Source organism: Halalkalibaculum roseum (genome assembly GCF_011059145.1).
Lineage (GTDB): Bacteria > Bacteroidota > Rhodothermia > Balneolales > Balneolaceae > Halalkalibaculum > Halalkalibaculum roseum.
This window is the reverse complement of sequence record NZ_JAALLT010000002.1, coordinates 117,088-138,001: the sequence shown is the minus strand read 5'-3', so window position 1 is coordinate 138,001 and position 20,914 is coordinate 117,088. Positions and strand designations below refer to the sequence as shown.

At 37.6% G+C, this 20,914-nt stretch carries 18 protein-coding genes; all 18 read right to left on the bottom strand.

Annotated features, from left to right (window positions below; translation table 11 throughout):
• Positions 1-53: 53 nt before the first annotated feature.
• The 18 genes from G3570_RS04740 to G3570_RS04655 all read right to left on the bottom strand — a co-directional run bounded on the left by G3570_RS04740 (position 54) and on the right by G3570_RS04655 (position 20,632).
• The gene (locus G3570_RS04740) at positions 54-833 is read right to left on the bottom strand and encodes a glycosyltransferase family 2 protein (protein ID WP_165139827.1); all 780 of its coding nucleotides are present in this window, start codon (positions 831-833) and stop codon (positions 54-56) included.
• On the bottom strand, positions 830-1,681 hold the full coding sequence (locus tag G3570_RS04735) for a glycosyltransferase family 2 protein (RefSeq protein WP_165139825.1): 852 nt from the start codon (positions 1,679-1,681) through the stop codon (positions 830-832). Before G3570_RS04735 ends, G3570_RS04740 begins: the two co-directional genes overlap by 4 nt.
• Positions 1,674-2,561, bottom strand: coding sequence for a glycosyltransferase family 2 protein (locus G3570_RS04730; protein WP_165139823.1), 888 nt, complete (start codon positions 2,559-2,561; stop codon positions 1,674-1,676). The genes G3570_RS04735 and G3570_RS04730 overlap by 8 nt, the downstream gene beginning before the upstream one ends.
• Before the next feature lie 39 nt (positions 2,562-2,600).
• Positions 2,601-3,857 carry a hypothetical protein gene (locus tag G3570_RS04725; RefSeq protein WP_165139821.1) on the bottom strand — a complete coding sequence of 419 codons (1,257 nt, stop codon included), beginning with the start codon at positions 3,855-3,857 and terminating at the stop codon, positions 2,601-2,603.
• Positions 3,844-4,956, bottom strand: a complete 1,113-nt coding sequence (locus G3570_RS04720; protein WP_165139819.1) for a glycosyltransferase family 4 protein — start codon at positions 4,954-4,956, stop codon at positions 3,844-3,846. The genes G3570_RS04725 and G3570_RS04720 overlap by 14 nt, the downstream gene beginning before the upstream one ends.
• Before the next feature lie 11 nt (positions 4,957-4,967).
• On the bottom strand, positions 4,968-5,651 hold the full coding sequence (locus G3570_RS04715) for an acyltransferase (RefSeq protein ID WP_165139817.1): 684 nt from the start codon (positions 5,649-5,651) through the stop codon (positions 4,968-4,970).
• Between the two features lie 14 nt (positions 5,652-5,665).
• Positions 5,666-6,688, bottom strand: a complete 1,023-nt coding sequence (locus tag G3570_RS04710; protein ID WP_165139815.1) for a glycosyltransferase family protein — start codon at positions 6,686-6,688, stop codon at positions 5,666-5,668.
• A gap of 1 nt (position 6,689) precedes the next feature.
• The gene (locus G3570_RS04705; protein ID WP_165139813.1) at positions 6,690-7,706 is read right to left on the bottom strand and encodes a hypothetical protein; all 1,017 of its coding nucleotides are present in this window, start codon (positions 7,704-7,706) and stop codon (positions 6,690-6,692) included.
• On the bottom strand, positions 7,706-9,037 hold the full coding sequence (locus G3570_RS04700; RefSeq protein WP_165139811.1) for a flippase: 1,332 nt from the start codon (positions 9,035-9,037) through the stop codon (positions 7,706-7,708). The genes G3570_RS04705 and G3570_RS04700 overlap by 1 nt, the downstream gene beginning before the upstream one ends.
• A gap of 344 nt (positions 9,038-9,381) precedes the next feature.
• The gene (locus tag G3570_RS04695; protein ID WP_165139809.1) at positions 9,382-10,500 is read right to left on the bottom strand and encodes a Wzz/FepE/Etk N-terminal domain-containing protein; all 1,119 of its coding nucleotides are present in this window, start codon (positions 10,498-10,500) and stop codon (positions 9,382-9,384) included.
• A gap of 275 nt (positions 10,501-10,775) precedes the next feature.
• Positions 10,776-13,208: a T9SS type A sorting domain-containing protein gene (locus tag G3570_RS04690; protein WP_165139807.1), complete on the bottom strand. Its 2,433-nt coding sequence runs from the start codon at positions 13,206-13,208 to the stop codon at positions 10,776-10,778.
• Positions 13,209-13,521: 313 nt separating this feature from the next.
• Positions 13,522-14,388 (bottom strand): glucose-1-phosphate thymidylyltransferase RfbA, encoded by an 867-nt coding sequence (gene rfbA / locus G3570_RS04685; RefSeq protein ID WP_165139805.1) that lies wholly within the window; start codon positions 14,386-14,388, stop codon positions 13,522-13,524.
• A 160-nt stretch (positions 14,389-14,548) separates the two neighbouring features.
• Positions 14,549-15,826, bottom strand: a complete 1,278-nt coding sequence (gene cysN / locus G3570_RS04680; RefSeq protein ID WP_165139803.1) for a sulfate adenylyltransferase subunit CysN — start codon at positions 15,824-15,826, stop codon at positions 14,549-14,551.
• A gap of 28 nt (positions 15,827-15,854) precedes the next feature.
• A complete protein-coding gene (locus tag G3570_RS04675; RefSeq protein WP_165139801.1) occupies positions 15,855-16,205 on the bottom strand; it encodes a four helix bundle protein in 351 nt (116 codons plus the stop codon).
• A gap of 78 nt (positions 16,206-16,283) precedes the next feature.
• Entirely contained in the window at positions 16,284-17,189 is a 906-nt protein-coding gene (cysD, locus tag G3570_RS04670; protein ID WP_165139799.1) for a sulfate adenylyltransferase subunit CysD, read from the bottom strand.
• A 140-nt stretch (positions 17,190-17,329) separates the two neighbouring features.
• Complete coding sequence (gene cysC / locus G3570_RS04665; RefSeq protein WP_165139797.1) at positions 17,330-17,857, bottom strand: adenylyl-sulfate kinase; 528 nt, start codon at positions 17,855-17,857, stop codon at positions 17,330-17,332.
• Positions 17,858-17,946: 89 nt separating this feature from the next.
• Positions 17,947-18,711: a 3'(2'),5'-bisphosphate nucleotidase CysQ gene (gene cysQ, locus G3570_RS04660; RefSeq protein ID WP_165139795.1), complete on the bottom strand. Its 765-nt coding sequence runs from the start codon at positions 18,709-18,711 to the stop codon at positions 17,947-17,949.
• 94 nt (positions 18,712-18,805) lie between these two features.
• Positions 18,806-20,632, bottom strand: a complete 1,827-nt coding sequence (locus tag G3570_RS04655; protein ID WP_165139793.1) for an SLC13 family permease — start codon at positions 20,630-20,632, stop codon at positions 18,806-18,808.
• Positions 20,633-20,914 lie beyond the last annotated feature (282 nt).

Genomic DNA, 20,914 nt, shown 5'->3' with positions numbered 1-20,914 from the left:
TCAAATAAAATTGTTTAAATAATAATTGGACAGCCTATAATTGTTTTATCCTTTTAGTTATCTGAAGATTTAAAACCAAACTTTTTGAAATATTTTAAAATACTCAGTAAGTGATAAAACTTCATTTTGGAAAATAATTTTCCAGCACTCTTTCTTTGGTAACAATGAGTTAGTTGGAAACCCGGATGGTAACATACTTCCCACCCACTATTCTTCAGTCTTCGGCAAAAATCGATATCCTCGTAACCAAAAAAGTATGATGTATCGAGGAGTCCCACCTCATCAAACACCTTTTCCCGAATAATTTGACAAGCACCTAACACCCAATCAACTGTAACCGGAGTTTCAACATTAAGATATTTATTTAAGTAATCTTCTCGAAAACTTGATGGGGTAAACTGTGGTAATCCCCTACCTAGAATTCCCTTCAAAGTTGGAAAAGGGCGGGCACTAGGTTGAACATCTCCATTTTCAAAGAGAAGTCTAGGTCCCAACAACCCGATATTTGGATGATCTTCAAGGTAATTAAAAGCATCTTGAAAAATGTCATTATGAATAATTGTATCATCATCTAGAAAAATAATATAATTACCATCTGATCTTTTTACACCTTGATTTCTGGCCCTGGCCACTCCTTGATTGGTTTTATTTTTTATCAGTTTTAAATTTATACCATTATAATTTTGCACCCATTTCAGGGTATCATCTGTTGAATTATTATCTATAATTATCAGTTCTCCATTTGTAAAATCAACTTTTTCTTCTAATGATATTAAGCATTTTTTCAACTTCTCAATTTGGTTCCAGGTAATGATAACCAATGAAAATTTCATGTTAATTTGAATAATTTTTTTAATCTATTTTTTTGTTGTTTTCGAAGATATTTAACTACTTCAGAATTTGAATATCGCTCTCTATTGATTACTAAATTGTATAAATATCCGCTAAGATAAACGACACCACCGACGATATATGGTTTTTCAGTCATTACCTTGATTGATTTAAGCATAGCAAATGGAAATAGGTAGAACAAATAAGAGCTGTAATAACCTTTTAAAAAATTTTCATTTGTTTTACCTGCTGCACTTTCCATAGGTTTGAGGTGTTTAACTTTTTCTGATGCGATTATTTTGGTTTCATATCCGGCTATATTCGCTTTTATATTATCGATTAAATCCCAAGTTTTTATCTTCTCCAATGGTTTAATTTGATCAAAACATGATTTTCTATAAAACTTTGTAGCACCATAAGGATGATCCGAAATGTTCTTTTTTACCGGTTTGCCATTTTTCTCAAATATCATACCGGAAGCAATCCCTAATTTTTCATTTGCCTCAAATTCTGAAATGATATTTTGAAAATAATCTGGTTTAAATTTAAGGTCGGCATCTAGCTTTAAGAGAAAATCGTATTCTTGCATTAAATGGTTAAGACCATATTCGAACGCCCGTATAACTCCGGTACCAGGTGTTCGGTTGGTGTCTTTCGGAAAAGACACCAACTTTATAAATTCAAATTTTTGGGAATAACTCTTTATAATATTAGTTGTACTATCAACAGAGTTATCATCCACGAATACCCATTCATTAGGTAAAAGATCCTGTTGCACCACAGAAAGAATCAACTCTTCTACCACATCTTCTTCGTCCCGTACAGGTGTTACTATTGCAAGTTTATTCATTTTTAAAACCTATCCATTCGATTAAATATCCAAATACTCTTCTTGAAAAACCTGAAATCAAAAAAGGAACCAAATACTTATAAGGACAATTATTAATTGCATAATGCCAAAATACCTTCAGGTTCCCACCTCCTTTTATTGAAAATAAATGCTCATAGTATTTTTTCAGGCTTTTACTATTTCTAAGTTTTAATGAACCGCTTTCAGACGGGTAAGTATACAATACGGCATCGTAATTGCAATAAACATTAAAACCAGCCTGCTTAACCCTGTGAGTAAAATCTGAATCAGCAGCATACTGGGGAAAGTTGTTTTCATCAAATAATCCAACCTCTTCAAAAACAGAAGTTGGAATTAGTAATCCTCTTCCAGGTAAATGTGATACTGCTTTGATACCTGTAAGGTTATAAGGCTTTTTTCCAACATTAAATAATTCGGAATTTGCTGTTAACCAATTAATCTTTTCTCCGGCATAACTGACCCTTTCAGTTTTACTATTGACTTCTAAAGCCCCTAAAACTGCTCGAGGATTTCTAGTTGAACATTTTAACATTTGTTCAATAAAATCTTCGGCTGGTTTGGTGTCATTATTTAAAGTCATGACATAATCTGAACCTCGAACAAACGCTTCCTTTATACCTAAATTTACAGAGGCTGTCCACCAAAGATTACCATCACCTTTTAATAAAATTACATCAGGAAAAAATTCACGAATCATTTGTTCTGTCCCATCAGTGGAGCCATCGTCAACTACAATTACTCTAAAATCTTTATAAGACTGATTTTCTAAAGCTTCAAGACACTTTCTTGTATATTGAATCCTATTATAGACTGGCAATATTACTGTTAGCCTATTTTTTTTTCTTATCGTGATTTCCATGTAAAATTTATTGCACTTTTACTAAAACTAGGAAGCTATTTAAAATGACAAGAATTTTTTGAGCTGATCATCACTTTTACGTCTGAGATAATACGTGCTGAAAAAGCCCAAGAGTAGCCAAAAAAAGAAAAAATTCAAGCCAAATCTTGTGAATTCTTCTATAAACGACATCAGCCATTTTGATGAGAATAAAATTCCAAACATAACGCAGAGTCGGTTATTAGATTGCTCGATGAATAATTTTGAAGAAGAAAACAGTAACATAAAATGTATGAAAACACCAACCAAGCCTCCATGCAATAAAAGATTTAAAATATTAACCTCAGAAGCATATCGTACTCCATCAGTTCCCCCTCCCCTATCATAAAATACATCTGAGTGATAAGATCCAGAAGCACCTTCTCCAAATAGCCAATTCCCTGAATTATTCACACTTGCTATTACTTCAGCATATATAAAAGTACGACTGTCGGAAAGAATATTTTCACTCTCTCCATGTTTATTAGTGACTCTTAAGGAATCGTTTTGGGATAACTCATTGAAGACATTATAATTAAACAGTAATGCTGATGAGGCAATAATTAGTGGTAAAAAAAATAAAAAAACCCTCGAAACTTTTATTAATCGCAAGTTAAATATCTTTGGGAAATAGTAGATTGATAATATTAGAAAAGACAGGAAAATTCGTATCAAGTTTGCCCTATAATCAACAACCAGGAAAACAGAAACCAATGCAACGCTAATTATTAAGTACTTCCATTTATTTTTTAGATATGGTATAAATAATATCAAATACGTAACTGGCTCAACAATGCGTGAAAATAATTCCTTATTTGTATAAAATGCCAGGGGTATAAATACAAAACTAAGGGGCAAGAAAACTTTTAGTGTCTTAATTAATATCCTCCTCAAATAATGGGGATTATTCCCTATATAAAAAACGAGAGATAAGAAGACGAAGGGAAATGAAGTAAGAACTAAAAATCTCCAATCTAAATAAGTATTTGAAAGATAAGCTCCCCGAATAAGATTTAAAACATTATAAACTAACCAAGTGAAGTAAATAATGAATATGTATTTTGGTACACTTGTACTGATATTTTTTTTTATAACTATATAAAAGATAAGAATAAGCGCCACATGTTGAACTAGTATGGCTAAATAGTATATAATATCTAAGTTGAGTTCTCCTACAAGTTTTATCAAATAAATGATTTCAAAAAAAATTGCAGCATAAAAGGAGAATTCAATACCTTGTGAAAACCTTAGAAAAATCGAAGAATTAAACTTTTGCATACAGTTCGATAATCTTTATAGCATTGTTCTTCATTGAAAAATGTTTATTCACAAATTCATGGGCGGAATTTCCTTTTAATGTTTTCAAGTCTGGATTATTGAAATACTTAAGGATTTTTTCTGCAAGTGTTCTGAAATTTTCTTCTATCAAGAATCCATTATCATTTTCTTTAATCAGATCTCTTAACCCTGGCACATTATATAATATTGTTGGTAGTCCACAGGCCATAGCTTCTAAAGCAGCATTTCCCAAACCTTCAACTCTAGAAGTCATTATAAAAAGATCAGAAGCTACTAAATAATCCCTAACATTTTTTCTGTTGCCTAAAAAATATACTTGTTCGTCGATTTTTAGGTCTTTTGATAATTTTTTTTCTTCTTTTTCAGTATCTCCATTACCTAAATGCAGATACTTCACATCAATTTCTTTGGGAAGAATAGACATGGCCTTTAGAATGTCATGATGATTTTTATTTTTAGTACAACTTCCAACAGAAATAAGTATAAAATCATCTTTATCGATACCCAAGTCATCTCTTATAGCAAATCCTTCTTTACCATCATATGGCGGATAAAATTTTTCATTGTCAATCCAATTATTAACTTTAACTGAAGGATTTTTATAGTAATCCAATTCATTCTTATAGACACTATCTCCGATTGTTTGAAAGGTTATATTAAATAATTTTCTACCTGCGAAACGTTTAATTACGGCAAGTGGATAGGTAATTTTTCTATTTTTAAAATAACCATGTACTGTTTTGATAGTAGGTATGCCTGCAATATTTGCAATGAAAGCCAATGAATAAACATCATTTCTGTGGATATGTAGAACATCAAAATTTTTATCCTTTATGAAGAAGAAAAAATCTTTATAATATCTCAGCCAGTCGAAAATATTTAATTTACTTTGTGGAAAAGGCCGGTGATAACAGTTTATTCCTTTATTAGAAAACTCAGCAGTAAAATTACCAATATTTGTCCCGGTGCTGACAGCATAAGTTTCAATTCCATGTTCTTTAAAAATAGGTGCCGCTTTTGAATACATTAATTCAGCACCTGAGTAGTTTATTTCATTAAATACGTGCAGAACTTTCATTTAATAATTACTTAATAATCTAATTTCCAGGTAATATTGTTTCTAATTACGCGTGCAGGAGATCCAACATTTAATGTACCGGCATCGATATCTTTAGTAACCAAACTTCTCATTCCAATCACACTATTAGTACCAATAGTGACCCCTTTTAAAATAGTCACATGGCTTCCCACCCATACCTTATCTTTGATTTTTATTGGTTTCTCCGGATTGATCATTTCATCATGTTCATTATATATGCTGTGCGTATCACTAGCCCAAATCTCTATATGATCTGCGAATAAACAATCTTCACCTATTTCTATTTCATTGTCGTTACCAACATTAACAATTCTTAGCCCACCTGTAGATGTATTTTTTCCGATTTTTATAATACAATTATTCCCTCTAATATGAATCTCAGCATTTCGTAACTTCACATCTTCTTCTAATATTAGCTTGTTATTTTCCCCTGAAATTTTAATTTGTGTATTTTTAATCAAAGAATTAGAAATATCAACCATATTAAAATAACCGGTAATTTTAACAAGGGAATTATAAATATCTGAATGATTAATATTTACTTTATTTTCTTCCTGTATTTTTGTTCTTACTAAATATAATAGAGATCTACGTATATTTATATTTCTGTCTGTAGTTATATATACATGTGCACGATTAATTAATGATATTATAAATATAATCGTGTATTTCATTAAATAGCTATATTTCAATTTAATATTGAGAGGACGTTCTTTAAAAAATTGGACCAAATTACCTGGGGAGTATATTGTCTGAGGGCAAAATCTCTTGCTTTTTCAGAACGACAAATTAACTCTTCTTTGCCTAAAGATAAGATATACTTGATAATATCAATTGCTTCATCATTATTTTTGAAGAAAAAAATGAAATCAGTATCAGGAAACATCTTTTCATATCCTTCGTGATAGTGACTGACGTAGAGTGAACCGTTCATTAATGCCATCGGTAAACGATTCGAAAAATAATATGGAATACTTGGATAGTGTTCGTAGGCTACTGTTATCCAAGTATTCTCATAGATCTCATGTTGTTTGTAAAAATCTACAGGTCCCTGATTGGTACCCAACGAATCCCAACCGTTTCCGTAAATTTTAAATTGATCAGGAAATTCAGCATCCATCATTTCTGCAAAGTTTTCTCTTTCTTTTGCACCCGGTAATCTTCGAATGAAATTAAACATCCTGGATTTTACCTTATTTCCGATCAAAACTATATCATGGTCGCGTTCCTTAAATACATTTTCTTTGTCATCAAATCGATGGATGTCATTATGATGAGGCGTATAAATGACTTTCTCATTATACTTTTTTACCTGTTTGTGGAATTTACCTAGACCCCGGATAGAAACTACTTCCGAATGCCTCATTATTAATTCCATCTGAGGCTTAATAGGTTTGGCCAATCCTCCATACATATCCCCTTCATCATATACTATGATAGGTTTTGAGTCTATATTTTTTAACTTAATTAAAAATTTCTTTTCAATTTGAAAATCACCTAAATGAAAAAACACAACCAGATCGGGCTGGAAAGTTTCAGCCCGCTTGAGCATTTCATTTAAGGCTTTTCCATTCGTATGCTTATTGGCGTAATCCGTATAATAAAACCACTCTAGTTCCGATATCTTATCAATTCCCAATAAATATTTAAAGCCATCTTCGATTCCAGTTTGACAACCTTCTGACCCGTTTAAGAAAAGCAGGGTTTTCATTTTATATGTACTTGTATTTTTTCATTTTTTCTTTATTAAAATCAAAGCTCGATATCAATTTTAAATTAGAATCTTTGAATCTGTTCTTTAAATAATTAGCTTCATTTTCTTTTATCTGCCTTACAGCTTTATTAGCGCCTATTTTTCTATCTCGTATTGATTCAGGTATTATGGCATGGTAAATTCTTTTAATACTGTCATATTTACTAGAGTTAACATTCTTCCTAAGAATTCTTCTAAAAGGCGAAGTGATTTTCTGGCCCAAAGTAGAACGGGGTATTTCAATTTTACCATCATCACGCAAGTTCGATTTGTTTCTTATATTTCTCTCTAAACTGGTTTGAACTTTACTCTTTTCAGTATCAAATATGAAGGCTAATTTATTATAATACATGTTTTTGTCATGTAATAAATCTTCGTAAAGTAAGATGTGGACATTTTTCCTTCCGAAAACCTTGCAATATTCTTGTATGAAAATGTTATAATTAAAAAGTATAGACTGTTCAGATTTTGATTTGCTAAAGTTTTCTTCTAGCCATTTCGTAAAATCCTCAAATATTGGATTCTCACCTACAATTTCGTTGTACCATTGCTTATAAACAGCATGCACAATTTCTCGCTGTGCCCTAATTCCAATCACTATTTCAATGACATCAAAATATCCTGAAAATGTTTCTTTAAATTTTTGAGCATTTTTGTAAGCAAAAGAATCTAAATTGGCAAAGTTATGGTCGGGATAAATGGTTGATAATGTTTCGGCAGAAATCACTGTAATGGATTTCTTTATATGTTCAAGGGATTTTAATTCATTTTTCAATTCAAAATCAGAATAATTTCGGCCGGAAATAATACTTTGGATATTTTTATAACACCTAATATTACCTAAATAAGGTTTTGGTTCTTTCAAATGATTTATGTATTCAATTTTATGTTCTCGCCATAGATCTCCTAAAAGATTTAACTGCAATGAAGTTGTTGCTGTCTTTGGATAGCCAATATGAATTATGAGCTTTTTCACTAAATTTTTAAAATCTTATTAATTGGAAAGGTGAGTATTCCAATATTTTTCTTAACTAAAACAACGCCTGATATATTCATAAATATCATAGTTGTTGCTGTTGCAATTGAAGCCCCTTGAATCCCCCAAAGCTTTATAAAGCTTATATTTAAAATTGTGTTTAGAATAGCAGAAATTAAAGTGATATAACCCCATTTTTTTTCTTGGTCACACAGAGTAAGAATTAACCCTACACATCCTGCTGCTATATTAAAAAATTGGCCTATACTTAAAATAAGTAAGGGTTTATATCCTTCTAAAAACTCATTACCCCATATTGGGAGAATATATTTCCCACCTAGCAAAATTATCAAGAATCCTAATATCGCAATAAATGTTAGTCCCATCGTAACTTTCTGAACAATTTGTTCCATTTCTTTGATGTCATTATCTGCAAACAAAGAAGCTACTCTGGGTGCTAATACCGAATTGGTAACCTGCAAAAAAAATGAAGAGGCAAAAGCGATATTGAAAGCTACTCCATAAATACCAACCTCCTTGGTACTTAAGAATGACCCTATCATAATACTATCAATAGTAGTTGCAATAACATTCGTCGATTGAATAAATAGAAGCGGTAACCCAACAGTCAGTAATTTCTTTGGAATAAAATTATTAATTACATCCAATGAGGTCTTGTGAACATGTTTCCAATAGGTGGATAATATTATAGAAACTATGAAGTTTGCTACCGTATAAGAAATTGCAACACTGATAACACTGATTTGCCAGTCTAATGTATGCTGTATTAATATGCTAAGAGCTACCAGTACTATACTAAGTGTATTTTCTGCTAAACTAGCTTGCCATATTTTACCATACCCATTTAAACTCGGTCCGAATATTTTGGATATTACTTGGAATAACAGGCCGATAGTTATAATTAATAATGGAACTCTTAACGATTCTTCGAAAAATGTAGAGACTACTATCGGTAAGACATAATAACTAAGTATTACAACTAATAAAGCAAATGGTATATTGATAAGCAGACTGGTAAATATGACATCATTAATGTATGCCCATTTTTTTTTACTAACAGCTATAGATGTTTCTTTAATAATTACAGTAGGGAGTCCTAATAAAACCAACATTGTTAATATTCTAACAATCTGATTTGAAAGACTTATTATTCCTAGGCCATCCGCACCTAATAATCGCCCAATTGCTATACTGACTAGCACACCAGCCACCATACCGCCAGCTTTAACAATTGTGGTTTTCGAAGTTGATTTTAAAAACTGACTTAATTTTAATTTATCAACTATTCCTTTGAGCTTGATATACTGCATTATCCAATAATGAATTTACAGTATTCGTGTATCAATGAATCTGATAAAAGCATTTTACTCATTTAAAAGATCTAACTTAAATCTCGTCTTTTTGCGTTAATTTATGTCTTAAACCAATACTTGAAGAGATAAGTCATAATATAGTTGAAATGCAACCTACAAATACTAACTTGAAATTTTCTCTCACAATGTTTTAGAATAATTACGCTACTAATAGGCTTCGCTATTTATGTTTAGATTTATTCAAAAAGAGTAAAGTTTACCGAGCCTATTTTGGATTTATTTAATTAGTTTTCAATTTTTATCACTGAAAACCACTGACATTAATTAATTATAAATAGTGTTTATTCCTCTAGAGATGAATTATTTAACAAAAAGTATTGAATAAAAATCCATCCAATACCGATTAGTGTACTAATCAATGAAATCAAAATAAGAATTCTTAGTCCACTGGTATCATCATTTACCGGAACTTGGACTGGTTGTAATATTCTTACAACTGGTGTCTGTTCTTGAAGTTTAAGTTTTGCTTGTTCTACCTGTTGAGCCAAGGTGTTATATACATTAAACGCTAGGTCATATTCTGATTGAAGCCGTTGTTCCTGTGATTGAGCTTTTGCAGTAGCTAGATTAATATTATTATCACGAAATTCAGACAGTTTATTTTGCGCTTGTTCAAATTCTTCACGAGCGTTTGACTTTTGTATTTGAGCAAATTCTAAATCTTCTTGAGCTTTTCTTGTCCGGTATCTAGTTACATATTCTCGAATTAAATCTATACTTAAATTAGCTAGTGAGGCTGCTGCATTTGGATCAGGCATCCTCACATTTAAATTTATGACCCCAATCTCATCGTTAAATGAAATGCTGATTCTGCTTCGGAGATTTTCAATTATTTCCATTTGATGTTCTGTTACTGAAATTATTGAATCAGCTTTAAACTCATTAGGTAAAGGTTGTTGCGTCCCCCCTTCACTTTTAAATAATCCAACTATTTTACCTGGAAGCCCTATTGTATATCCCCTAACATAACTTAAAATGGATGGTTTATAAATCTCATCAAAATAGTTAAAAACTGTTGTGGTAGTATCAAATCGGGGGAAAGATATATTGGTATTTAGGAGTTCAAGTTGAAAAGGCAAACTTTGAACTATTTGTGGATAAAGAATCGGGGAAATCATTGTTTCAGTACTAGTAGCACTTCCAGCATTTATTCCAAGTATTCCACCATATTGTTGCAGGAGCCTACTAGCTCCAGATTCAGAAGATTGCACTTCAGGTAATAAAGTTGCCTGACTTTGATACTCTTTTGGACTCATTATGGCAACAAAAAGTCCAATTACAATACCTATACTTAGATATTTGTACAAAGTTTTTCGGTTGTCCCATAAAAGTTTAATCAGTGTACCTAAACTAATTATATCTTCACTCGTTTCTCTACTCTCCCATTCTTCAACAGGCACAAGTCTATATTCAGGAAGTGGAAGCTCCTTCGGAGAAACCTTTCCGCTATCGGGCTTATTATCAGGGTTGTTATGTTTGTCTTTATTACTCAGGGTTAGGTGATTTTTCCCGTCTGTTGAATAGGTGAATATTACTATAGAACTGAATGCCTCTATAGCTCACAATAATACGGATTTTTAGTAAGGGAGAAAAACAAAACCCTTTTTTTGCCACAGATCTTCACAGATTATTTTTAAACACTTAATCCGTGAAAATCTGCGGCAAATTTAAATGGTTACTTTATAAGGGTGAGCATTCGTGTTAATACTTTACCCTCTGCTTTGAGGCGGTAGATGTATATTCCGCTTGAGAGGTTACTGCCATCAAAGCGAAGATCATAATTGCCAGCTTTTTGCGGACCGTTGAACAGAGTGACTACCTCCCTGCCCAGCATATCATAAATGATCATCGAAGCTTCACCGTCTTTCGGGAGTGAGTAGTTGATCACCGTTTCCGGGTTGAACGGGTTCGGGTAGTTTTGCTGCAGTCTGACTCGAGTTGGCAGGGCAGGTTCTGTGTTGTCATCCTTTTCTCCATCTTCGGATACCAGCAAAGCACTGTTCATATTTTGACGATCCTTGTTATTCGTCAGCACCATTCTTTCCAGAACTATTTTAGGATTCTGATTCCAGTTTCTTGTAGCTTCAATGACGAGTTCCGCTAAAACACTCGTGGACTTCGGATAAGCCTTTCCTTTATGCACGGCCGTAACATATGCCCGGGAATAACCTTGCTCTACACGTTCGAAGGAGAGCATTTTCTCTTCCTCAAACCATTCTCCACCCCATCCCCCGGTATTTATTTCAACCAGTCGCCAGGCGGCAGGATCCAGATTCCCCAAATTGATACGGTAGCTCATACCGGTCAGCCATACCGTTTCTTCCGACTGAATGCTTATGGTAATTCGATCACCTGCTTTCAGTCTTTTAATAATCAACTCTGCTATTGGCGGAGTTTGTAATTCGAGAGGATTCAATTCCTTGGGTAATGCATTCGTTTCACCAAAGTTCAATCCAACCGGAAGAAGATCGCGATAATTAACTCGACCATCACCATTTGCATCGGCATAGGTGCCCTCCTCAGGTATCCAGGCCTCAACATTGCGGGCAGACCATGAAATACCGGAATAGATAGGCAGCGGACCCGCACTCAGCCAGTACTGGCCCAGAGACAGCACATCCAACTCGTCCACCAGCCCGTTGTCGTCTGTATCACCCGGCCAGACCGAGACCTCATAAGGAGCAATATTTTCTCCGTATATATACACATCATCAATCCGGTTATTACCGGTTGTAATACCCACAGTACCGTCAACCCTTAGATCTCCGCGTCGAATCCAGCGAATATATATTTCAGGCTGATCATCATAACCGGTCGGTAGAGCCAGATTATCAACCACGGCACTGTTCCAGCTGGAAGCAACCCGGATGGTGTCAGGGGATATCAGTTCCCATGAGAGACCATCCAGACTAGCTTCCATTTCGAAGTCTCGCGGACTCGAGCTGGTGCCGTATTGTTTAGAGGAAACTGTTATGTTTTGAAATCCTTGCGTGGACAGTACCGCCAGCCAATATTTTTCATCGCCTTCGGTGTATTGCCATCCATCGGCATTGGCAGCCCGACCGGCAGCGCCATTACTGAATCCATCCTCATTCGCACCCAATAGTTGAAAGGCTATACCTTCATTCGACGGTACTGCTAGTGATGCTAGAAGTGTTTCATCATCAAAATCCCATCCGGCCAGTACGTATCGAAAGGGCGGGTTCTCATTAATTATAAGTTGTGCATTTCGGTTTATAACTCCATCCCAAATTCCGCCACCGGAAGAGCTCTGCCCACCATAGACAAAAGGTTGAGAATCCAACTGCCCGCGAAGCGCTATGTAGTAGGTTCCCGGACTCATCCCAAAACCGACATTTTCCAGGTAGACATGATAGCTGTCCAGTTGGCTATCAAAATTCATGGGTGTCCATGACAGCTCACTCCAGCCTGAGGGATCGGTATCGGTGAGATTCAATCCAACCCACATCGATATCCTTGATGATTCCAGACTCTCGTTAACGGTTATATCATTGACATAAATCTCCCCTGAAACTGATAGCTCTCCTCCTTCTGTAAGCTGATTAATTGCAGGAATGGTCAGCTTCAAATCACTGACTCCCTCCTCCACTTGTATGCTCAACAGTGCAGGTGTAAGACCCTCAATCAGAAAACCGTTCGAGTTATTCAGTTCAGCTGACAGAAAAGTAAAATCGGTTGCTCCGACCGTTGCAGTCTGACGAACACGAAAGTTCAAAGCCAACAGGTTACCCGAAGCGGGACCCGAAAGTGGTGCAGTCAATGAAACCGAAGCACCGACCCTATTACTTGCCAGTAGGTCGGCGATGGTAATACCGCCGGTCATTATGCCCGTATCAAACTCGCCAATGAATTCAAATATATTGGGATCGAACTGAACTTCTGTACCGAAATAGTAAGCATCAACAGGGCTATCTACTCCGAATGTAAGGGTAATAATCTCATTTGGTTGTACCGTTAATGTAGATGGTGATGCTGTAATAGTCGGCGTTTGCGCATTAATTATTGATGGATTAAGCAACCCAATAACTGTACTAATAGAAATAAAAAATATGTGTGCAAAGGATATGGTTCTCTCGCGTTGTCTCATGACTCCCTCTCTTCAAAACTGGTTATTTTTTTCAGTGAATAAATTTGCAGATGGGATATATCGGTAAGATCTGTGAGAAGGTAATTCCTTACATCTAGTAATGATTTTATCAGATAATGGCTACAGAAATAAATAAATGGATAGAAAGCTAAACAGGCGGAGAGCTTAAAAAGCTATTACACAAAGTTTCACAATGAAAGGCTAAAGATTCACAAAGTTTAATACGGTCGCATATCAGTGATCTTGTAATCACTTTGTGTACCTTTGAGGAATCTTTGTGTAACTCTGTTGTACAGTTTAAAGATGGAGGGGCTTATTTGGTACTGACTAATCGTTCGAGGTATTCACCATAAGAATTAGAAAATTCCGAAGCCAGTTTCAGAATCTCTTTCTTGCTGATCCATTCTTTCCGGTAGGCAATCTCTTCCGGGCAGGCGATCTTCAAATCCTGTCTCCTTTCAATGATCTCAACAAACTGGGATGCCTCCATCAACGATTCGGGTGTTCCGGTATCCAGCCAGGCAAAACCTCTACCAAGTAACTCAACTTGTAGATTTCCAGTATCCAGGTAGGTACGATTCACATCCGTAATTTCCAGCTCTCCCCGGTTGGATGGTGTTAGTGATTTTGCTATTTCTACCACCTGATTATCATAAAAATAGAGACCGGTTACGGCATATTCCGACTTGGGCTTGTCCGGCTTTTCTTCTATGGAAATCACCTTGTTATTTTCATCAAACTCCACTACTCCAAAACGTTGCGGATCTTTCACTTTATGTCCGAATATAGTAGCTCCCCCCTGCTTTTCCGAAGCATCCTGCAGGATCTTTGTAAAACCTTGTCCATAAAAAATGTTATCACCAAGGATAAGAGCAACGGAATCTCCTCCAATAAACTTCTCTCCAATGGTAAAGGCCTGGGCGATTCCTTTCGGTTCGGGCTGAACGGCATATGAGAGTTCCAAGCCCCACTTTGAGCCATCACCCAAAAGATTTTTGAAAAGTTCTTTGTCTCTTGGAGTAGATATGATCAGAATCTCACGAATATCTGCCAGCATCAGCACTGATAACGGGTAGTAGATCATCGGCTTGTCATAGACGGGAAGTAACTGCTTGGAGACGCTAGCAGTTATGGGATGTAAGCGGCTTCCGCTACCGCCTGCGAGGATGATTCCTTTCACGTTTAAAAATTATTGAGTTAGTAATCAAATCCATAACAAATTTCAGTTATGGAACATTGCTTAAAGAATTAAATGTATTATTCTATTATATAAAATAATCTCTTATCCAATTAATCCAGAAAGGATCAATTCACAACTCACTAAACCACCATCTCAACAATTATAAAATCATCCCCGCTCCCACTGTCTCATTAGTGTATTCATCAATAAGAATCAGGCTGCCGGTGGTGCGGTTGCGTTTGTAGCTGTCGTAGAACAGCGGCTGGGTCGTGCGGATTTGAATACGTCCGATATCATTGAGACCGATTTCTTTGTCTCCTTCTGCTCTGTGAAGGGTATTTATATTTACCTTGTACTTCACTTCTTTAATAATACACCGGGCTTCCTGAGTGGTGTGCTTGATGGCATACTTTCCGCCAGGCTGTAGCGGCTTTTTATTAAGCCAGCAGATCATCAGGTCGATATCCTGTCCGACATTTGGTTGATTATCGGGTTTCGCGATCATGTCCCCACGACTGATATCTATATCGTTTTCCAGTGTCATCGTAATGGACATAGGGGAAAACACTTCATCCTCCTCATTTTCAAAAGTCTCAACACTGTCAATCTTGCTGGTAAACCCTGAAGGTAATGCAATGATTTCATCTCCGGGTTTAAAAACACCGCCGGCTACTCTCCCGGCATAGCCGCGATAATCGGGATACTCGGTAGATTGGGGACGGGTTACCCACTGCACCGGAAAGCGGCTGTCTACATGATTATAGTCGCTGTCTACCTGTACGTTTTCCAAGGTATAGAGCAACGTACCCCCGTCATACCAGTCCATTTTATCGGACTTATCGACTACGTTATCTCCATACAAAGCACTTATTGGAATATAGTGAATATCCGGCACATCTAGCTTCGAAGAGAATTCTCTAAACTGTGCTTTAATTTTTTCAAACTGCTCTTCCCTGTAGTCAACAAGATCCATCTTATTTACGCACAGTACAATGTGCTTGATCTGCAATAAGGACGCAATGAACGAATGGCGACAGGTTTGTTCAATGACACCGTTTCGGGCATCCACCAGGATAATTGCCAGATTGGCCGTGGAGGCGCCGGTAACCATATTACGGGTATACTGCACATGTCCCGGTGTATCGGCAATAATGAATTTTCTGTTAGGCGTCGAAAAATAACGGTAGGCCACATCGATGGTAATGCCCTGTTCCCTTTCAGCTGAGAGACCGTCTGTCAACAGGGCCAGATTGGTATACTCATCACCTTTTTTTCGACTGGATTCCTCGATAGCCTCCATCTGGTCATCAAAAATCTGTTTGGAGTCGTACAGTAGGCGACCAATTAATGTGCTCTTTCCATCATCAACACTCCCCGCCGTTGTAAAGCGGAGGAGATCCATATCTAAATATTTTCTAGCTTCTTTGCTATCGCTCATTCAGTAATTATAAATTTTGAATTTTGGATTATGAATTCCTTTTGGTTGTCATCACAATTGAAGTCAATATTCGAACAATTTCGTCAACACCACTCAAACAGTCTGATAAATCCATATTAGTCAAACTACTTTTTTGAAGAAGCCTCAACCAGTATTTTGTTTCTCTAGCCTCTTTAGATGCAATTGACATCTTCGAGATAAAATCTTTTCTCGATTGTGCAGCAATAGGTTCTTCGACATTTACACCGATACTAGTACCACTTTTCAGTAATTGTTTTGAAATTACATATTCCTTTTCTTCGATTAATTTCTTGTATTTCTCTAATATTGAAAGAGAAAAGTCAAAACTCTTTTTCTGAATAATATTCTCTTTTTTCATCACGCAAGGAATTAGTTTTAGGTTAATTGTATGACCCAAAACACAGTCTTATCTTACACGATTAATGAAAATTCAGAATTAAAAGTACCCTTCCTTCTTACGCTCTTCCATAGCGGCTTCCGAGCGTTTATCATCCGCCCTATTTCCGCGTTCAGTAATACGGGCTGAAGCTACCTCCTGGATGATTTCCGCGAGGTTAGAAGCGTCAGATAGGACCGCGCCGGTACAGGTCATATCCCCGATCGTTCTAAAACGAACAGTTTTCTGATCATATTCCTCGTCATCTATCAGTGTGATATAATCACTTTTAGCCAAGTACACTCCATCACGCTCAACTACATCCCGTACATGGGACAAGTAAATTTCAGGAATATCCAGATCTTCGGCAGCAATATACTGCCAGACATCCATCTCGGTCCAGTTGCTGAGTGGAAATACTCGGAAGTGTTCGCCCATGTTTTTCCTGCCATTAAACAAATTCCATAGCTCGGGACGCTGATTCTTGGGATCCCACTGCCCGAATTCATCCCTGTGGGAGAAGAAACGTTCTTTGGCCCTGGCTTTTTCTTCGTCACGCCGGGCCCCACCAAAAGCCGCATCAAATCCGTGCTTTTCCAGGGCGTTTAAAAGGGTGGGAATTTGCAGCTTATTTCGGCTAGGGTTCTTACCCTTCTCTTCCTGGACACGACCTTCATCAATGAGATCCTGAACTTTAGCAACTATCAACTCTACTCCGAGATCATCCATCAGCTTGTCCCGAAACTCGATAGTTTCCGGGAAATTGTGCCCGGTATCTACATGCAGGAAGGGAAAAGGAATTTTACCGGGCCAAAAGGCTTTTTGTGCCAGCCGTGCCATCGTGATACTGTCCTTTCCGCCTGAGAACATCAGGACCGGATTTTCAAATTGGGCGGCAACTTCGCGGAATATGTAGATTGATTCCGACTCCAGCTGACGAATGTGACTTAATTTATAGGAATACATGTATTGTTTTTCTTATTACTTAATTGGAACAAAAATCTTGAATTCTAATTGGTTAATATAAAATTCGAAATACTAAAGACTTTCTAATTAAAATCTGACAAGTTTCGAATTTTAAACATTCGGATTTCTAATTTTATACCTCATCTCTCTTCTAGATACTGAATAACCCTTTCTACGGCCTCATCCACGGTTATATCTGTAGTATCAATTTCAAGTTCCGGATTTTCGGGTGCCTCATAAGGATCGTCAATGCCTGTAAACTGAGTGATTTCCCCATCCCTTGCTTTTTCATACAATCCCTTGACATCCCTTCGTTCGCATTCTTCCAGTGGTGTGGATATATAGATTTCCACAAAATCCTCACACAGGTTGCGAACAAAATCCCTGGATTCTTTATAGGGAGATATGAACGAACCGATCACAAAGACGCCGTGCGCCTGAAGGCGGCTGGCCAGATATCCTACCCGCTTGATGTGAGCATTACGATCTTCTTTTGAAAATCCTGTTTTTGGAAAGATATCCCTGATGGCATCTCCATCCAGGTGTTCCACGCGATAGCCGCGCTCTTTCAGTACCGGGGATACCCTCTCGGAAACCGTGCTTTTACCTGAACCTGAGAGCCCGGTAAACCAAAGTACCGCCGGTTTAAGTTTTTTTTCTTCAGACATGATTTTGGTTAAATCTAATTCTTAGAATAAAGTATTTATTGACCGATGACAGAAGACCGTCAGAAACAGTGCAATTCAAAATTAACCAATCAAAATTCAACATTCTCATTGAGCCCAATCAGGAAACCGCTGTTCTTTAAATCCGGCTTATTATAGGTCAAAGGTGAATAGTGTTCTCCGTTTTGGGCTGAGTTTCTATAAACACAGTCACCGGCAGCCACATCCCACTCCATGGTCGGACCCATCCTAGGATAGATATCTGCTTTGCCTTCTGCCACCAGGCAGAATTTTAATGAGCTACCGGCTTTTACAGAATCTTTCATCTTAATTCCTTTTTCAGCAAGATCATCTTTTAGAGTATCTGATCCATGAGACCGACTCTGGATAACAGTAACAGGTTTTGAAATATCAGCAGCTTTCGAATAAATCCTAACCGCCTCTTTTTGCTGTTCCGATTTATACGAGCCCAAATTCTTCTCACCAAAATACATTACATCTTTGGCGGGGAGGTAAACAACACCAAGCACCGGCTTACCATCTTCGATCAGAGCAATGTTCACCGTGAATTCGCCATTCTTTTTAATGAATTCTTTGGTGCCGTCTAGTGGATCTACTATCCAGAATTTTTTCCAGTGCTTTCTTTCATCGTATTCTGGGACTCCCGACTCCTCAGAAATAACAGGAGTATCCGGATCAATTTCTGCAAGTGCATCCAATATAATATGATGTGCTGCCAGATCGGCCTTTGTGAGCGGAGAATCATCTTCTTTATCATACACTTCAATGTCCTCAGAATAGAATTCTAAAATCGCTTCACCGGCTTGCCGGGCTGTCTTGATGATTTTTTCGATCATTAGATTCAAATCTTAATAAGTAACTTTCAAAGGCATCAAAGATAGGACTATAAAGTAGATGATCAAATTATGAAAACGTATACATTATGGTCCGTTACATAGGCCAAATGATAGGCGCCAGTATTATGACAATAGCCCATAACGTGATTTGAAGGGGAAAGCCTACTTTGAAAAAGTCGGTAAACTTGTAGTTACCCGGTCCATAAACCATCAGATTAGTTTGATACCCAATTGGAGTAATCAACGACATGGAAGCAGCTATAGTCATTGCAATAAACAAACCTCTGGCCTCAAATCCCTGGGATTCAGCTACGGAGAGTACAATGGGAAACATTAGTGCTACTGCTCCATTGTTTGTAATAATTTCAGTGAGTATTACGGTCGTAATGACCACACCGGCGAGTACTGTTCTGGCACCATAAGCACTGGTAAATTCAACCAGCCAGCTTGCAATAATTTCTGCGGCTCCACTCTCTTCCATGGCACTGCCAAGCCCCAACGCCGCTCCAATTACAATTAATACCGTCCAATCTACGGATTCACGGGCCTCCCCGGCCTCAATCACCCCAAATGTTAGTAAAACGACAACGCCTAGTATACCTGCCAGGGCAATGTGCATGCCTCCAAAGGCGGCCATGGCAATGACACCAAAAAGCACCGCAACAGAAACATACAAATCTTTTCCACCGGGACGCTGCTCTTTGATGTTTTTCTTTTCTCCCGGACCCTCTCCCCCTGCTTCACTCGTTAGAAAAAAGTCTGGGGTCTCTTCATAAGCTCCCCGGAAACCGCGACCTGTATCCAGAAGCAATACATCACCGGCATGTAGAATAAAATCACCCAGTGGTTGATCTATGCGCTTCCCTTTACGACGTACCCCGGTTACCGCAGCACCGAATCGATCCAGTAACTTTCCTTCCTCAATAGTGGCACCGACAAGACGGGACCCTTCCTTGACGACAACCTGGTGAAGTTCCCTGTTCATCTTCCGGTCGCTCTTTATTTCCCTAGGTGGCAACAGTGCCAGTTGCAAACCGGGATAACCGGAAAGATCCGGTACTTTTGCTGCCACCCCACCTTGAGCTGCATATAATAGGTGATCCCCGGCCCTCAGTTCCTCTTCATCTGGTACGGGAGCAATTTCACGATCGTCACGATTAATTCTGGAAAGGTAGAATCCGGGAAAGGTCTTAAGTCCGCTCTCCTCTACGCTTTGACCCACTACGTTTGCGCCTTGGGTAATTTCGAGTTCTACCAGTAATTCACGCTTCTTTTCTTCCTGGTAACGGATATCCCGTCGTGCCGGTGTCAGCTTGGGAGATATAACTATTAAATAAAAGAGTCCGGCGATCGCACACGGAACTCCCAACAGAGAGAGCTCAAAGAACGAAAAACCGGGCATCCCATGAGACTGCAAGAGCCCGTGAGTGATCAGGTTGGTACTGGTACCTATCAATGTGCAAATCCCACCAAGGATAGCTGCAAAAGAGAGCGGCATCAACAATTTTGAGACCGGTACCCGGTTCTTTTTTGACCAGCTTCGAATAGCGGGAATACCCATGGCCACAATGGGGGTATTATTAAGAAAAGCCGAATAGAGCGTAACACTCGGACAGAGTCTAATAAGAATTCGCCTGATGCTCCGGGTTTCTTTTCCCAAAATAAATTCACTGGCTCGGTCTAATGCCCCGCTTTCCCTCAGGGCTGCAGCTATAATATATAGACTCCCCAAAGCAAGCAATGTGGAATTTCCGAAGCCTCGAAGGGCCTGTTCCAAATTAAGTACTCCGCCAACCGTCACCAGTACCAATGCCGTAAGCAAAACGGCATCGGGACTCCAGAGGTCTATTGCCAAGGCAAAAAATGCCAGGAACAATACGACTAGAATTAAGATCAGCTCATACCCCATTAACAGTTTCATACATTTTATAGAAAGAGAACCCATTATAAAATAAAAGGATTCATGTTACAAGCGACGGGGATAGAATTCAGGAGTCAGGAGTCAGGAGTCAGGCTAGTCAGGCTAGTCATACATATTAGAAATACAAAACTTGATTCATCTACTATGGAATTAAGAAGTAATTCACTGCGGAGCGGTGTGATGAATGCACCACCGAAGAGCGATGGCTAAGAACAGGGGGATGAAGGGAGTAAGTTAGATTTTTTCGTCAATCGATTCCATTCTGACTCCTGTATTCTGAAT

What these genes read in the sequence shown, in the direction of transcription:
- G3570_RS04675 (WP_165139801.1), bottom strand. Translation starts at nt 16,205, where the DNA reads ATGAAAAAAGAGAATATTATTCAGAAAAAGAGTTTTGACTTTTCTCTT.
- cysN (WP_165139803.1), bottom strand. Translation starts at nt 15,826, where the DNA reads ATGAGCGATAGCAAAGAAGCTAGAAAATATTTAGATATGGATCTCCTC.
- cysC (WP_165139797.1), bottom strand. Translation starts at nt 17,857, where the DNA reads ATGTCTGAAGAAAAAAAACTTAAACCGGCGGTACTTTGGTTTACCGGG.
- G3570_RS04735 (WP_165139825.1), bottom strand. Translation starts at nt 1,681, where the DNA reads ATGAATAAACTTGCAATAGTAACACCTGTACGGGACGAAGAAGATGTG.
- G3570_RS04655 (WP_165139793.1), bottom strand. Translation starts at nt 20,632, where the DNA reads ATGAAACTGTTAATGGGGTATGAGCTGATCTTAATTCTAGTCGTATTG.
- cysD (WP_165139799.1), bottom strand. Translation starts at nt 17,189, where the DNA reads ATGTATTCCTATAAATTAAGTCACATTCGTCAGCTGGAGTCGGAATCA.
- G3570_RS04730 (WP_165139823.1), bottom strand. Translation starts at nt 2,561, where the DNA reads ATGGAAATCACGATAAGAAAAAAAAATAGGCTAACAGTAATATTGCCA.
- G3570_RS04710 (WP_165139815.1), bottom strand. Translation starts at nt 6,688, where the DNA reads ATGAAAACCCTGCTTTTCTTAAACGGGTCAGAAGGTTGTCAAACTGGA.
- cysQ (WP_165139795.1), bottom strand. Translation starts at nt 18,711, where the DNA reads ATGATCGAAAAAATCATCAAGACAGCCCGGCAAGCCGGTGAAGCGATT.
- G3570_RS04700 (WP_165139811.1), bottom strand. Translation starts at nt 9,037, where the DNA reads ATGCAGTATATCAAGCTCAAAGGAATAGTTGATAAATTAAAATTAAGT.
- G3570_RS04715 (WP_165139817.1), bottom strand. Translation starts at nt 5,651, where the DNA reads ATGAAATACACGATTATATTTATAATATCATTAATTAATCGTGCACAT.
- G3570_RS04740 (WP_165139827.1), bottom strand. Translation starts at nt 833, where the DNA reads ATGAAATTTTCATTGGTTATCATTACCTGGAACCAAATTGAGAAGTTG.
- G3570_RS04690 (WP_165139807.1), bottom strand. Translation starts at nt 13,208, where the DNA reads ATGAGACAACGCGAGAGAACCATATCCTTTGCACACATATTTTTTATT.
- G3570_RS04725 (WP_165139821.1), bottom strand. Translation starts at nt 3,857, where the DNA reads ATGCAAAAGTTTAATTCTTCGATTTTTCTAAGGTTTTCACAAGGTATT.
- G3570_RS04720 (WP_165139819.1), bottom strand. Translation starts at nt 4,956, where the DNA reads ATGAAAGTTCTGCACGTATTTAATGAAATAAACTACTCAGGTGCTGAA.